The 15,429-nt window shown below is 40.8% G+C and carries 16 protein-coding genes; 1 reads left to right on the top strand and 15 read right to left on the bottom strand.

The window, feature by feature from the left end; genetic code table 11:
* Nucleotides 1-195: 195 nt before the first annotated feature.
* The 8 genes from NSS70_RS19510 to tnpA all read right to left on the bottom strand — a co-directional run bounded on the left by NSS70_RS19510 (nt 196) and on the right by tnpA (nt 7,860).
* On the bottom strand, nt 196-741 hold the full coding sequence (locus NSS70_RS19510; protein ID WP_063389026.1) for a manganese efflux pump MntP: 546 nt from the start codon (nt 739-741) through the stop codon (nt 196-198).
* A gap of 262 nt (nt 742-1,003) precedes the next feature.
* Entirely contained in the window at nt 1,004-2,047 is a 1,044-nt protein-coding gene (locus NSS70_RS19515; RefSeq protein ID WP_094244718.1) for an L-threonylcarbamoyladenylate synthase, read from the bottom strand.
* Between the two features lie 815 nt (nt 2,048-2,862).
* Nucleotides 2,863-3,294, bottom strand: coding sequence for a GNAT family N-acetyltransferase (locus NSS70_RS19520; RefSeq protein ID WP_063389028.1), 432 nt, complete (start codon nt 3,292-3,294; stop codon nt 2,863-2,865).
* Between the two features lie 64 nt (nt 3,295-3,358).
* Nucleotides 3,359-4,003 (bottom strand): stage II sporulation protein R, encoded by a 645-nt coding sequence (spoIIR, locus tag NSS70_RS19525; protein ID WP_063389029.1) that lies wholly within the window; start codon nt 4,001-4,003, stop codon nt 3,359-3,361.
* A 114-nt stretch (nt 4,004-4,117) separates the two neighbouring features.
* A complete protein-coding gene (prmC, locus tag NSS70_RS19530) occupies nt 4,118-4,978 on the bottom strand; it encodes a peptide chain release factor N(5)-glutamine methyltransferase (protein ID WP_340882362.1) in 861 nt (286 codons plus the stop codon).
* A gap of 3 nt (nt 4,979-4,981) precedes the next feature.
* Nucleotides 4,982-6,052: a peptide chain release factor 1 gene (gene prfA / locus NSS70_RS19535; protein WP_063389031.1), complete on the bottom strand. Its 1,071-nt coding sequence runs from the start codon at nt 6,050-6,052 to the stop codon at nt 4,982-4,984.
* Between the two features lie 110 nt (nt 6,053-6,162).
* Nucleotides 6,163-7,443, bottom strand: a complete 1,281-nt coding sequence (locus NSS70_RS19540; protein ID WP_094246128.1) for an RNA-guided endonuclease InsQ/TnpB family protein — start codon at nt 7,441-7,443, stop codon at nt 6,163-6,165.
* Entirely contained in the window at nt 7,444-7,860 is a 417-nt protein-coding gene (gene tnpA, locus NSS70_RS19545; protein ID WP_094246129.1) for an IS200/IS605 family transposase, read from the bottom strand.
* 622 nt (nt 7,861-8,482) lie between these two features.
* On the opposite strand from tnpA, the gene NSS70_RS19550 reads away from it, so the two are divergent.
* A complete protein-coding gene (locus NSS70_RS19550) occupies nt 8,483-8,977 on the top strand; it encodes a MerR family transcriptional regulator (RefSeq protein ID WP_066251323.1) in 495 nt (164 codons plus the stop codon).
* 88 nt (nt 8,978-9,065) lie between these two features.
* Here NSS70_RS19550 and NSS70_RS19555 read toward each other — a convergent pair whose 3' ends face one another.
* From NSS70_RS19555 to fsa, 7 genes are all read right to left on the bottom strand, one after another.
* Nucleotides 9,066-9,497, bottom strand: coding sequence for a hypothetical protein (locus NSS70_RS19555; protein ID WP_066251326.1), 432 nt, complete (start codon nt 9,495-9,497; stop codon nt 9,066-9,068).
* A gap of 134 nt (nt 9,498-9,631) precedes the next feature.
* Nucleotides 9,632-10,204 (bottom strand): thymidine kinase, encoded by a 573-nt coding sequence (locus NSS70_RS19560; RefSeq protein ID WP_063389034.1) that lies wholly within the window; start codon nt 10,202-10,204, stop codon nt 9,632-9,634.
* Between the two features lie 85 nt (nt 10,205-10,289).
* Nucleotides 10,290-10,490 carry a 50S ribosomal protein L31 gene (gene rpmE / locus NSS70_RS19565; RefSeq protein WP_063389035.1) on the bottom strand — a complete coding sequence of 67 codons (201 nt, stop codon included), beginning with the start codon at nt 10,488-10,490 and terminating at the stop codon, nt 10,290-10,292.
* A 138-nt stretch (nt 10,491-10,628) separates the two neighbouring features.
* On the bottom strand, nt 10,629-11,906 hold the full coding sequence (rho, locus tag NSS70_RS19570; protein WP_063389036.1) for a transcription termination factor Rho: 1,278 nt from the start codon (nt 11,904-11,906) through the stop codon (nt 10,629-10,631).
* Between the two features lie 272 nt (nt 11,907-12,178).
* Nucleotides 12,179-13,144, bottom strand: a complete 966-nt coding sequence (gene glpX, locus NSS70_RS19575; protein ID WP_063389037.1) for a class II fructose-bisphosphatase — start codon at nt 13,142-13,144, stop codon at nt 12,179-12,181.
* Between the two features lie 48 nt (nt 13,145-13,192).
* Nucleotides 13,193-14,482 (bottom strand): UDP-N-acetylglucosamine 1-carboxyvinyltransferase, encoded by a 1,290-nt coding sequence (locus NSS70_RS19580; RefSeq protein ID WP_063389038.1) that lies wholly within the window; start codon nt 14,480-14,482, stop codon nt 13,193-13,195.
* A gap of 285 nt (nt 14,483-14,767) precedes the next feature.
* On the bottom strand, nt 14,768-15,409 hold the full coding sequence (fsa, locus tag NSS70_RS19585; RefSeq protein ID WP_327848496.1) for a fructose-6-phosphate aldolase: 642 nt from the start codon (nt 15,407-15,409) through the stop codon (nt 14,768-14,770).
* Nucleotides 15,410-15,429 lie beyond the last annotated feature (20 nt).

A 15,429-nucleotide genomic window follows, 5' to 3' on the forward strand; every position in this document is an offset into this window, starting at 1 on the left:
TCTCCCTTTTGATGTTACCTTCATTATAATCAAAAAGTTCGAAAGAATGGAAACCATGAGGAATTTTTTTTATTTTTATTATCGACAAAAAGTCACAATTTTTTTGCATAATAGGCATATTTAACCAAAAAAATTAACAAAAAAAAGCACGTCCAATGACTGTGCTCAAATGACTGGTTTAGACAATACAGCTTTCTACATTGAAAATAATAATTTCAAGCCAAATACAAGCAAAATGCTGCCGCCAAAAGCTTCACTATATGTGCCGAACCAATCTTGAACCCGTTTGCCGATCAATAACCCGCTCCAAGTGAGCACCATGCTCATAAAACCAAACATTACGACGGTTAACAAAACCTCCGCTCCGTAGATACCTAGACTTAATCCTACCGAAAAACTGTCTAAACTGACGCTCAGCGCAAAAAGGAACAGGCCGATGCCGACCGGTGCAATGAAAGGCGATTCATCGCGTTTAAAAGACGAATAAATCATTTGAATTCCTAAAAGAGTGAGCAGACATCCTCCAATATACATGGCAACTAAACCAAACTTTTCCGATAGTACTTTCCCCAAGACAATTCCGATAAGCGGCATGATCATATGAAAAATCCCAATGTATATACCGATGTCAAAAATTTGCTTCCATCGCAAACGAACTAAGCCCATCCCAAGGCTCACTGAAAAGGCATCCATCCCTAATGCAAATGCCATTAAAAATAAAGTTACTATTTCTGCAGCCATATAGATAACCTCCCCCGGACACGCATATTGAACGATATGCACGTCAGAGGGACATTATGACAAAGAATGGCGCCCGGTTCATTGATCTCTGTTTATTTAACTGCGCGATCTGTTTCTGCCTATGCGTGCGATGGCAGATGAGCCTTTACCATTTTTATATTTGCTTTTGATCTGTCAATTCCGCCTGTTAAACAAAGGATCAGAAAGTCTGGACTCAAAAAAACCGGCCTGAGCGCCGATTTTTGTTCAAGGCATTAAAAGTTTACCGTTCTTTTATGATCCGGTGGGATGCAGCTTTTAACAAGCGATTCATAATAGCTTGTCCAACTCCTTCCGCAGGAAACGCTTCGCTGAATAATACATCCAGCTGTTCTTCATTAAACTTTCTGAGCGAATCATACAGTGCGCTGGCAACTGTTCGCAAATCGCTTCTTTTTCCGCAGACAACAATTTTATCCGCACTGTAAAAACGACTATTTTCTTCAGTTGTCAACACCCCGACTTTTTTTTCTTTTTCTTTCTCTTTTTGTATTAATTGTTCAATAAATTCTTTGCTTCCATCGACAATCGTTAAAGGAGCATCAGGTGCATAATGTGTATATTTCATGCCCGGCGCTTTCGGCATTTCCTCCTGATTCAGCAGCGCAGCATCTATGCGCACCGAACCGATGACTTCTTCTAATTGCTGCTTTGTAACACTACCTGGACGCAGGATCACTGGAATATCCTCGGTGCAGTCAAGTACTGTTGATTCTACGCCAAGTCCAGTAGGGCCTGCATCGACAATTCCCGGGATTCGCCCTTCGAGATCATCCATGACATGTTTAGCAGAAGTGGGACTTGGCTTTCCGGAAAGATTGGCACTCGGAGCTGCAATCGGCAGATTTGCTGCTTCGATTAATGCTAATGCTGCAGGGTGATCCGGCATGCGCACTGCTACTGTTGATAATCCTGCTGTGGCAAGATTCGACAGACCTTCTTTTTTTGGCAAAACAAGGGTGAGCGGGCCTGGCCAAAAACGGTCAATTAATGGATCAATCCAATCGGGATAGCTATCCACAATCTCTGTTAACTGTTCTTTTTTAGCAATGTGGATAATTAACGGATTATCGCTCGGTCTTCCTTTCGCGCTATAAATTTTTGCTACTGCTTCATCGCTTTTCGCGTTTGCTCCTAGTCCATAGACTGTTTCTGTTGGAAAGGCAACCAATTCATTTTTTTTCAATAGTTCGGCTGCCTGAACAATTTGTGGAGAATTTTTTGTAACATGCTCTAAATTATCCACAATCCAATGCTTCGTTTTCATTTCGTTTACTCCTTTGCTAATACATGAACGAGTGTTATGAATCTTTCTAAGCAATAGTGAAACTGTTCAATTATTTTTCATCGAGTAGGAGGGAGCGATTAACTCCCGTCCTCTCACACCACCGTACGTACGGTTCCGTATACGGCGGTTCAATTAAGATAATTGACGCAAGTCTTTATAACTTCCGTGAATAGCTGTTCTCTTTATGCCAGTGGTCACTCCACCCTCCAAGAGATCTCCCACGGGATTCACCGCTTCCTCCCTCAAGTGAGGTACTACGTTTTCTGTGTTCATCATGACTCACTGAATGCCAAGGGCTATTCTCTCTTAATTGTTCGGTCCTTCTTAGTTGTTCTAGACCAACTAATACTATGACCTCTGCTGACTTCTGACTGTTCAGCTATCTATCACTAGATAGGTTACCAAGGTTACTTGGCGTGCCAGCCAGACCTCCCCGGGTAAGAGTGTAATCTTTCCTTCCATCCATCTGCTTCATTTACTCTGTATCACCTTCGGCAGAAAGGGCTTTGTTTTGTCTTGCAAACTCACCCAGTGATACCTAGCCTCATATGAAGTTCGTGTTCCGAGAGACCCAAAGTTTGCCGCTCGCTTCCTTCAGATTCCGCGTCACCACGGACACCCTTGCGTTAAGCTAACTGCTACTTCTGCCTTCGCAGCTCGGGACTTTCACCCTATAGATTACACCCATGCCGGGCGCACAAGAACAAGCTTTATCCACAAATTGTGGATAAAGCTGTTGATTGCAGTGGATAAATATTGTGGATATTGTGTATAATTTATACGTATCCTTAGCGTTATTTTACCATAAACTCTACATTTGGAACGGATACCAACTGATTCATCAGATTTGACGCAAGCATGTGGGAAGGCAATTCATCCGCTTGAATTCTCTTGAATCCCAATATTTCTAATAACTCTGCTACAGAATTTTTGTTGACTGCAAAATAAATATTTTTCAAACGAAACTGTTCCATTAATAAGTCTGCCGATTTTAATAGGGAAATGATATGTCCTTGATTCAAATTGCTGGACACAACGCAAGAGCGGAGGAGACCATCCTGATTAATGACTTCCATTCCTAGACATCCCGCTATTTCACCATGATCAGTCTCCATAATAATAAAATGGCTGTTGTCGAAGCCTTCCGTGGAAACGCCCGCTTGATCTGCAAATTGTTGAATGGTTTTTAAGTCTTCCCTTTCCGCAAACCGCAATGAATAATACACGCTTTCACCCCTTTTATTCGGACAAATCTAGTAATCAATGTATGAGGCAAAAGCTGAATTAGACCTATGAAAACAGATTTGTAAACCATTCTACTAAGAAAAATTTCACTTCTACTTCCTCATCATGTTCTTCAGGAGCGAATAAGTTTTTTGTTTTCTCTAATTTCTTTTCTTCTTTTACTTTATCCTTTTCTTCATCCTGTTGAATAGCTTCACCGCTTGAAAAGTCGACAAAGCAAAGCGGCGGAAACAACACGCACCACCAGTTGGCTCCTTTTCCTTCTCCAAGAGTGATCAATATGGCTTCATAGTTTCCAGCCGGATAAAGGAAATTTCCATAAAGCTTTGTCGGAAATTGAATTTTTTTAAACTCCACTGTAAAGGATTGGCTGCTGTTTTCCTGTTTTAAAACGCTTTGGACGATATCCTTAATTTCTGGTATTTTTGCTCGAATGATTTTACGCGCCTCTTCAATCGAAGTTAGATCCTGAACCCATTGATTAATTGCTTCATTGACCGCATTCCGAACATTCCGTTTTAAAGCTTGATCTTCCGGAGAATCGCTATTTGCTAAAATTCGCAGACGAATGGCTTCGTCAGGAATGATCACCGTCTCATTTTGTTTTGCGTCTGTCGGCATTTCATAAGCTGTTAATAGGCTGCCAAACAGCATTAAAAAAATATATATAACAGATAATTTCTTTTTCATCGTTTTTCCTCTCCCTTCAGTACGTCATTATCGACAGAAGAGAGAGATCTTAAACATAAAATTGGTTCAGATTTGAAGTTTGCTAGAAAAGGAGGGAATGGCTCGAAAAGCTTATTATAACGAAAGGACAGCAAATACTTTCCGTTCTTTTCCATTCATATCGTATTCAATTTGTACCTCTGCTTTTGGAAACCTATTCTCTAGCATGCTTTTCACATCTTTTCCTTGCCCGTGCCCGATTTCAAATGCGATTAATCCAGGGTAGCGGATCACATCTGGAAGCTGCTCCGCAATTTTTCGATAATACAAAAGGCCATCCGCTCCTCCTGAAAGCGCTAATGTCGGCTCCCAGTCCTTTACAACCGTTGACAGCTCCATGATTTCTTCATCCGGAATATACGGCGGATTGGACACAACAACATCCGCTTTTTGCTTTGCATTTATAATAGGGTTCAGCAAATCGCCTTGATAAAAATGCACATTAGCACAAAGCTTTTCGCTATTTTCTTTTGCCACTGCAAGCGCTTTTTCGGAAATATCGGTGGCAGACACGCGCATTTTTTTATTTTCAAGAGCCAATGTGACGGCAATAGCACCGCTCCCCGTGCCAATATCTACAACATCGATTTGCTCCCTTTCAGAAAATAAACGTTCAGAGTGGAGCAGCACGCCTTGAACTAGCTCTTCCGTTTCCGGTCTCGGAATCAATACATGCTCGTTCACCTTAAAAGGGCGGCCGTAAAATTGTTCGCAGCCGATAATATATTGCACAGGCATCCCTTGAGCATGTTTTTGCACGTCCTGCTGAAAGATTTCCCATACTTGTTTGTCAATATCCATTCTTAAATCGGCAAGCAAGCTCGCCCGACTTTTCTTCATATGATGCAAAAGCAGCAATTCTCCCGCATTCTCATCTCTTCCCGCTTGTTTTAAAAAAGAAGAAGCCCATTTGAGGGCTTCGAAAACTTTCGGCATGGTTTACTCCCCTTGGGATTGCAGTTTTTTCGCTTGATCTTCTAAAATGAGGGCATCGATAATTTCATCCAATTTTCCTTCTAGGATGAGATCAAGCTTTTGTAATGTGAGACCGATACGATGGTCTGTAACTCTGTTTTGCGGGAAGTTGTACGTACGAATGCGTTCCGATCGATCACCGGTTCCAACAGCAAGCTTTCGGTTTTGATCGTATTCCGCTTGCGCTTCTTGGCGGTATTTATCTAAAATGCGGGCACGCAAAACCTTCATGGCTTTCTCTTTATTTTTTATTTGCGATTTTTCATCCTGGCAGGATACGACAATTCCGGTTGGAATGTGTGTTAAACGTACAGCTGACATCGTAGTGTTAACGCTTTGTCCTCCAGGACCGCTTGATGCGAATGTATCAACACGGATATCTTTCTCGTTAATTTCTACTTCTACCTCTTCCGCTTCCGGCAAACAGGCGACTGTTGCAGTTGACGTATGAATTCTGCCTCCAGATTCCGTCTCCGGTACCCGCTGCACGCGATGGGCACCGTTTTCAAATTTTAATTTGGAATAGGCTCCTTTTCCTGTAATCATAAAAATGATCTCTTTATAGCCGCCAGTCCCGGTCGTGTTTGCTTCCATTACTTCTATTTTCCAGCCTTTATCTTCCGCATACCTAGTATACATGCGGTAAAGGTCTGCAGCAAAAAGCGCTGCTTCCTCTCCGCCTGCTGCACCGCGGATCTCCATGATAACGTTCTTTTCATCGTTTGGATCTTTTGGAAGCAATAAAATTTTTAATTGCTCAATCAGTTCGCTTTCCCGCGCTTCAAGCTCTGCCAGTTCCTCTTTTACCATTGCCCGCATTTCTGGATCAAGCTTTTCTTCAAGCATGCTTTTTGCATCTTCTAGCTGCTCTCTTACCTTTTTATATTCACGGTAAACTTCAACCGTTTCTTGAAGATCAGATTGTTCTTTCGAATATTCGCGCAGCTTTTTCGGATCGTTGACAACCTCCGGATCCATTAAAAGCTCATTCAATTTTTCATATCGGTCTTCAACCGCTTGCAAACGTTCTAACACGGAATTTCACCTCTATTTTTAATCATAGCCCACTCATAGGGAAACTCCTATGTGGTGCACCGTTTGTAACTTTGTGAACTACTCGTCATTGAAATGACGAGCTTCCTGTTCTACGCAACGAACTGTTGTCCGTTAAACGTATACACAGTCGGCGTGTCCAACACCACTACTGATTGAGATAAAGCCTTAATCTCTTTCAGATACTTTTTGCTGATATTGATAGCACCATTCACATCCGCATTGATGGTTGTATGACAGTCGTTACATACATATAACCCTCGATGAATCCGATTACTCGGCTTTGCGTTTTCTTCACAAGGGAACATTTGGCATACTGAACATGCTTGAGAGGTGTATTCTTCGGTTAATAAACGAACATCTATTCCTTGCTCCTGCGCTTTATACCGTATCATTTGAATGATTTTCGCATACGGAAAACCATGCAATTTTTGATTCGTTTTCTTGTTGAATTTCGCTTGTTCTCGTATACCTGTAATGTCACCAATCACAATCGTTTCGACTCCTTGTTGCAGAGCAATATCAATCACTTTTCTTGTCATACAATGCAACATGTGATGCACTTGTTTTCTTTTCTTTTGATAAAGTTGTAACACACGTCTGGAAGGTTTCGGGTATTGTATTCCTTTAGCACATTGTTGAGCGAAACCAATCGCTTGAAAATGGGCGATTTGTTTATGAAAGTAGCGTTCAACGGATAGCCATTGCCTTCCTGAAATGATGTGTGCTTTTCCTTGATAATCATAACAAGTCATCGCATTGGCAATCCCTAAGTCAATCGATAAAAATTTCGTGCTATTCTTTTGTTTCAATGGTACATCTTTGTATTCTTGAATCAGATAAATCGTATATTCTTTTCGACTGATGGGTTTCACTTCAATCAGTTTTATCTTTTCGATTTCGATATGTTTCGGAATCGGGATATAAAGATAACTTTCTTCCAATCCATACGTTTCTTTTAAAAAGGCTTTTTGAGCCTTTGGAATGGGTAAACGAATTTTGGTATTGTTCTCCACCAATTTGAAACTGTTATTTAGAAAACGGACATTAAAGTTTTGATGTTTGAATCGTGGTGGTTGTGGATTATCTATTCCATTGCTTTCCTTTAGTTTGAAAAAAGACACCCACGCTTCTTGCAAGACTTTTAAGACCTCTTGTGCTGATTGAGCAGGTAATTGTTTATACCAAAAATGTGTTTTTAATCGTTTTTTCTGTTCATACCAATTCGGGAACGGTACACCTTGTTCTTTCGACCAATTCCGTTTTTCATAGTTCCCCACATTCCATAACTTACGACTGGCATAACACAAGTGATATAAGATGATTTGATTGGTTCGATTCGCTTTATAGGTGAAATACGATACCTTTTTCATTTAGTCACCACCTTTCTTTTGGTTAGCAATATAGCGTTTTATGACATCCTCACTAATAGAGCCAACGGTTTCAATATAATAACTAGAGTTCCATAATACTCCTTTCCATAATTTTTGTTTGATTTCAGGAAATTGCAGAAAAATTTTTCTCCCTGAAATCCCTTTTAACATTTTGACAATATAAGAAGGTGCTATTTTTGGATGAGCTGATACAAATACATGAATATGATCTTGTTCACCCACCTCTACCATCTGCAACAGAAAACCTTTTTCTTCTGCAATCTCTTTAAAAATTTTCTTGAGATATAACTCAACCTCTTGTGTCAAAACCTTCTTTCGATATTTCACAGACCATACAATATGATAATTGACATTATAAACACAAGTTCTTGCGTGAATTAAATTTGTTTTCTTCATACATATAGTATATCAAAAATATACAAAAAAACCAATTATTTCAATCTTTAATAAACCACATATAGTCTTTATAAAATATAAAAAAAGCGATTCATCTCCCCTTTAAAAAGGGGAGGATTCTCGCTTGTCTATCCTAAATTATAGTATAGGAAACTGTACCAGTCAAAAACAACCGTTTTTAACAATTGGGAAGCAAAAAAGCTTTTTTCGATATGCGATGCTGCAAAGTCGATTTTACAGGTTCGGACGGCTTTTATAATCACATCAAGGTTTTGTTAAAAAGCGATTAATCAATCCAATATGCCGCCATCATTTGTACCAAACTAGCAACCTTTTAAAATTTTTCGTTTTTGATCTAGAGTGCAGGACAAAATCAAGTCGGCTGACAGACAAAACCAGATGTATGCGGACGAATGATTCTGCCATGAAATAGAATCAGCGGCCGAATGGAACAGAATATATTTTTTGAAGCTCTCGCAGTTTCAAACGTTCGGATAATTGCCGGCTCCTCTGTCGATATTCTAGAACTTTTGCCGGATGACCGCTTGTTTTGTCAAACAGGAAGGGTTCTCCTATAAAAAGCTGAATATGTATATTATGATCGTTTGAAAGGGGAGGTTCGATGAATACAACCGATGCTGCCAAAAAAATCGGTGTTTCTCCGAAAACAGTTCAGCGCTGGATCAAACAGCTTAATCTTCCAATGGAACGGAACGAACTTGGACATTATATGTTTTCTGACGAGGATATCGCCTTGCTCAAAGAAGTTCACAATCAAATAAAACAAGGAGTTCCAATGCAACAAGTAATAGTAAAAGCGAAAAGAAAAGAATCGGCTAAAAATGCTGGTGGAACGGTTTCGAACGAATTGTTGAAAAAAATAGCGGATCTGGAGCAAATGATCTATTCAAAAGCTGACGATGTCGTGTCATATCAGCTTTTAGTGCAAAGAAAGGAAATTGAAGAGCTGACAGGAAGGATCGAGACGCTCGAAAGAAAAATAAAAGAGCTTGAAAGCAAAAAAAGTATGCCTGAACTTCAAATGTCTTCGATTGATAAACCCCGAAAAAAGAAGGCAGTATATAAAACGCTGCTTAGCTCCATTTTCGGTTTATAAACCCATCTTCATGACACACACTCGATACACGAAATCAATTTTCGATTTATAAGTTCTTTATAAAACTCGCTCAATCGGTGAACGAGTTTTATTTTTTATTGATTAACTGAACATGCAAGTTGTATCGGGGCAGTGCGCGCTGCAACTTGTCATACAGCTCCTTTTGCCGGTTTTCGCGTTGTTGTTCCGTCAATTTTTGTGATGTATAAATAACCGCCCAAGCATCGTCCCCATTTGTCCAAAAAGAATCGAGCTCTAAACCTTTTTCAGTTTCCAGTGTACGGACGATTTGTTCTTTTGCCTCCCTGATCGTCAAGGGGCTGTTCGCAATATTTATGTTTGGATTTTGTGTTTGTTGGTCGACCACATCTCCTGTATTTTCAGGCTTAACGTCCCTCGTCATCAGGTTGGATCCATTATGATCGAGATTTAATGAGCGATTATCTGATATTTTATCCGCCGTTCCACACCCTGACAGTAAATATATTGCCGCCAAAATGAATGGTATCAATATTCGCATAAAAAGCACCTCCTGTTCTTAAGGTGCCCAAAAGGATCAGCTCTTTTAAATGAAAATATTTCCTTATCGTAAGATTCTCTTCATCACACCTTGCCGACAACGTTTCTTCCCATCTAATGCAAATAAGCAATGATTCATAACGGCGGATTCGCGTGGCACTTTCGGCAGACAGGATAGTACTTGTCATTTCCTCCGATTTGGATTTGCTCGCCCGAATATACCGGTTTGCCGTTGTCGTCAATCCGTAAATTCATTGTTGCTTTCCTTTCGCAGAACCAGCAAATCGTTTTCATTTCCTCAATTTTATCCGCAAAAAGCAGCAAATATTTGCTTCCTTCGAAAAGCTCATTTTGAAAATCGTTTTTCAATCCAAACGCCATTGCGGGAATATTCAATTTGTCAACAATATCCGCAAGCTCAAGTACATGCTTTTTCTTTAAAAATTGTGCCTCATCCACTAGCACACAGTACGGCTTAGGCTGATACTCCTTCACAATTTGGAAAATATTCGTATCATCGTAGATCGGTATCGCTTTTCGTCTGAAGCCAATTCTGCTTGATACATATCCAACTTCATCACGAGTATCAATGGCAGACGTGAAAATCAGCACCGATTTGTTTTGTTCCTCATAGTTATGAGCAACCTTTAAAATTTCGATGGATTTGCCGCTGTTCATCGCCCCGTATTTAAAAAACAATTGCGCCATATTTAAAAATCTCTCCCCGTTTTATAAAAACATGTCAAATAAGTGAAAAAACAGGCAGAATGAAAAGACTGCCTGTTTTACATAATTATTTAAGACCGTATTTTTTGTTAAATTTGTCTACACGTCCGGCTGCAGTTGCAAATTTTTGGCGGCCTGTATAGAACGGATGGCATTCAGAACAAATTTCAACGCGCACCTCATCTTTAACAGAACCGCTTTCAAATTCGTTTCCGCATGCACATTTTACGAGTACTCTTTTATAATTTGGATGAATTCCCGGTTTCATAGTTTTCAACTCCTTTACGCCCTGAATCATTTCGAAACAGAGTTTATCTATTCGGAAACGTGCAATTATTTCACGCTTCAACATTCTTAAACACACATGAAAAAATTATAACAAGGGTTTACAAGAAATGCAACATAGTTAGAAACTTTTTATGCCAGTTGTTTTCCATTCTTCTTTTAGCATTTCAAAAAATTCCTCATTTGATTTCGTTTGGCGCATTTTCTTTAAGAAGCGTTCAGCAAAATCCATCTGATCCGACATAGATTTTCGAATCGCCCATAACATTTCTAAATGCTCTTTCGGAATTAACAATTCTTCTTTTCGTGTACCGGAACGGCGAATATCAATGGCAGGGAATATTCTCCTTTCCGCTAATGAACGATCAAGATGAAGCTCCATATTTCCCGTTCCTTTAAATTCTTCGTAAATGACATCATCCATTCGCGATCCCGTATCTACAAGCGCAGTTGCCAATATCGTCAAGCTGCCGCCTTCCTCAATGTTCCGCGCCGCCCCAAAAAACCGCTTCGGACGGTGAAATGCGGCAGGGTCAATCCCTCCTGACAGCGTCCGGCCGCTTGGCGGAATTACTAAGTTATACGCGCGGGCCAGCCGGGTTATGCTGTCCATTAAAATAATGACATCCCGTTTATGCTCCACAAGACGCATCGCTCGTTCAAGAACGAGTTCAGCGACTTTAATATGATTCTCCGGCACCTCATCGAAAGTTGAGCTTACGACATCCCCTTTTACAGAACGTTCAATATCGGTTACCTCTTCAGGACGTTCATCAATAAGCAGCACAATCAGTTCAGCCTCAGGATGGTTCGTCGTAATGGCATTGGCAATTTCTTTTAAAAGCATTGTTTTTCCTGCCTTAGGGGGTGCCACAATTAAACCGCGCTGCCCAAAGCCGACTGGTGTAATTAAATCCATAATTCTTGTTGATAAATTTTTAGGTTCGGTTTCCAATTTCATTTGTCTATTTGGATAAAGAGGAGTAAGGCCCGGGAAATGGACGCGTTCTTTCGCAGATTCGGGGTCGTCGCCATTTACCGCTTCAACGTGCAGCAATCCGTAATATCGTTCATTTTCTTTTGGCGGGCGGACTTTTCCAGATACTTTATCGCCGTTTCTTAAATCAAAACGGCGGATTTGCGAGGCTGAAATATAAATATCCTCTGCGCTGGGAGAATAGTTAATTGGACGCAGAAAACCAAATCCTTCAGAAGGAATGATTTCTAAGACGCCTTCCATAAATAGCAAATCTTCTTTCTCCGCATTTGCTTTTAATATTGCAAAAATTAACTCCTTTTTCGTTAATTTGCTGTAATATGAAATTTTAAATTGCCGTGCTAGTTCATACAACTCTTTTAATTTCATATTTTCAAGAGTTGAAATGGAAATCTCGCTCATACTTACACCACGCTTTTCTTACCATATTCAAAATGTTTCACGTTTCGTTCTTCCATCCATTAAAATTATGTTGTTTGAAAATGTAAGGACAAATGGATTGAGAAGGAGGCAGGAAGGTAGGAAGCTTAAAAGCAGAAATCTTTTTATAACAACCTCTTTATTTTTACCTTATTTTTTTACTTTTCGCAATACATTTCAAGCTAAAAAACAGCGGAAAGTATTTTGAAGGGTATATTTTTAAAAAGCAGAGGAGATCTATTCGTCTCCTCTCACTAAGATCGAATAACTAAATTCGGTTTTTTATTCAAAGAATGGCGGCCATCGATAAAGCGAACTGTTCCGGATTTCGCACGCATCACAACAGAATGAGTCGTTGCAATAGAGCTTTTGAATTGCACACCTTTTAATAGCTCGCCATCCGTTACACCTGTTGCAGCAAAAATCGCATCATCGCCTTTTACTAAGTCTTCCATTCGAAGAGTTTTGTTGACATCAATCCCCATTTTTTTACATCGTTCCAACTCCTGGTCATTTTGCGGCAGCAGCTTTCCTTGTATTTCTCCTCCTAAACATTTTAAAGCAACTGCTGCCAACACTCCTTCAGGAGCCCCTCCAGATCCGAACAAAATATCAACGCCCGTATGGTCAAAGGCGGTATTAATTGCCGCAGCGACATCGCCGTCATTGATCAGTTTAATGCGAACACCCGCTTCTCGAAGGGTTTGAATAATATGCTCATGTCTTTTTCGATTTAAAACAGTTGCTACAACATCTTCGATATCTTTATTTTTCGCCTTTGCAACAGCTTTTAAATTGTCGATAATCGGAGCATCAATATCTATGCACCCGACAGCTTCAGGCCCTACTGCAATTTTGTCCATATACATATCTGGCGCATGGAGCATGTTCCCATGGTCGGCTACCGCTATAACTGCAAGTGCATTCCAGCCGCCTGACGCCACAATATTGGTTCCTTCCAATGGATCTACTGCGACATCGACACGCGGGCCGTAGCCGTTGCCAAGCTTCTCCCCAATATACAGCATCGGAGCCTCGTCCATTTCTCCTTCTCCAATCACGACTGTTCCTTTCATCGGGATCGTATCTAGAACGGTTCGCATTGCTGAGGTCGCGGCATCATCCGCCTCATCTTTTTTGCCGCGGCCCATCCAACGTGCAGACGCAAGGGCAGCTGCTTCTGTCACACGTACAAGTTCCATTGATAAACTTCTTTCCATTTTGTGTTCCTCCCCCTTTGATGTCATTTCATGCAAAATTGGTGATTCTTATGAATTTTGCAATTGCTGAATTTCTTGGTCAGTTAATTTCTCCCTCCATATTTTGGCGCCAATCCCGGCAAGTTTTTCTTCTAAATGGCTGTATCCGCGATCAATATGGTCGATGCCGGTTACCTCTGTTATTCCATCGGCCATTAAACCCGCTGCTACAAGCGATGCCCCTGCCCGAAGATCGCTCGCTTTTACTTTTGCACCTTGAAGAGTTGACGGACCTGTTATGATCGCAGACCGACCCTCCACTTTGATTTGAGCACCCATCCTTCTTAATTCATCAATATGCTTGAATCTTGAAGAGTAAATGGTATCCGTCACCATGCTCGTTCCGTTCGCCTGTGTCAAAAGCGTTGTCATAGGCTGCTGCAAATCGGTTGGAAATCCCGGGTAAACGAGAGTTTTTATATCGACAGGCTTTAATTCTTTATTTCGACGGGCGATATAAACTTGATCATCGCTCGTTTCTACATGGACCCCCATTTCCCGAAGCTTCGCAATAAGGGATTCAAGATGAAGAGGTATGACATTGTCAACGATGAGCTCTTCCGCAATGCCGGCACCGATAATCATATACGTCCCTGCTTCAATTCGATCCGGAATAATCGAATGACGGCAGCCATGCAGCTTTTCAACCCCATCGATCCGGATGACGTCCGTTCCGGCTCCTTTTATCTTTGCCCCCATGCTGGATAATAAAGTTGCAACATCAATGATTTCAGGTTCTTTTGCAGCATTTTCAATAATTGTCCGCCCTTTTGCCAAGACCGCTGCAAGCATGATATTAATAGTGGCACCCACGCTGACTACATCGAGAAAAATTCGAGCTCCTCTAAGCTCATCCGCCCGCAAATAAATGGCACCATGCTCATTTGTTACAGAAGCACCTAAAGCTTCAAACCCTTTTATGTGCTGGTCGATTGGTCTCGGACCTAAATGACAGCCGCCGGGAAGCCCGATTACCGCTTTTTTAAACCGGCCAAGCATCGCTCCCATTAAATAATAAGAGGCTCTCAGCTTTTTCACTTTTCCGTTTGGAAGCGGCATTGAAAGCATGCTTGTCGGATCGACTGTAATATCGTTTTGGTGAAACGAAACTTTGCCCCCTATTTCCTCCAATAAATCGCCCAAAATATGTACATCAGATATATCCGGAAGCCCTTCAATCGTAACGGATGAGCTTGCTAAAATTGTTGCTGGAATCAATGCTACTGCGCTATTTTTGGCGCCGCTTACCTTCACCGTACCTTTCAACTTCTGCCCGCCTGCAACTTTTAACTTTTCCATAGCAGTCTCCCTTCTTGTGACCTAACAGTTTGCTAAAGAAAACGGGATCCAGATTTTCTTTAACAAACTGTCATGATGAAAAGCCCTCTTTACACATTGATTACCATTTGTTGAAAAATACATACGAAAAGGCGGCAATTTTATTGTACACAAATAGATAGGGCATGACAAAACGTTCATCAGAAAAACGAGCAGATTCTACTCCTTCAGGCGTTACAGCAAGTCAAAAGACCGGATTCTGCGGCAAAAGATTTTTCAAACGGGGGAAATCCCCCGTTTTATCATTTATCGATTGTTCCAGTCTGCTAAAAATTTCTCAATACCTTGATCAGTCAGCGGATGTTTGAACAGCTGCATCAACACTTTATAAGGAATCGTGGCAATATGAGCTCCGCGCAATGCTGCCTCAGTTACATGCTGCGGATGACGGATGGAAGCAGCAATAATTTTCGTATCAATCCCATGAATATCAAATATTTGAGAGATTTCTGAAATGAGATTCAATCCATTATGACCGATGTCATCTAACCGACCTAAAAAAGGAGAAACATATGTAGCACCTGCTCTTGCAGCTAGGAGCGCTTGATTGGCGTTAAAAATAAGCGTCACGTTTGTATAAATTCCCAATTCTGAGAATTTTTTGACCGCTTTTAGGCCATCAGGCGTCATAGGAACTTTTATCGTAATATTTGGTGCAATTTTAGCTAATTCTTGACCTTCCTCAATCATTTCTTCCGCTTTAGTTGAGATGACTTCCGCGCTGACAGATCCGGAAACAATGGATGTAATTTCTTTCAATCTTTCTTCAAACGTTACGCCTTTTTCTTTTGCAACTAAGCTAGGATTGGTTGTTACTCCTGACAAAACGCCTAGTGATTGAGCTTCCTTAATTTCTTCGATATTTGCTGTATCAATAAAAAATAACATGCCTGGTACCTCCCTTATGT

It is taken from the genome of Aeribacillus sp. FSL K6-2848 (genome assembly GCF_038004325.1).
In the GTDB taxonomy this organism is placed as follows: Bacteria; Bacillota; Bacilli; order Bacillales; family Aeribacillaceae; genus Aeribacillus; species Aeribacillus composti.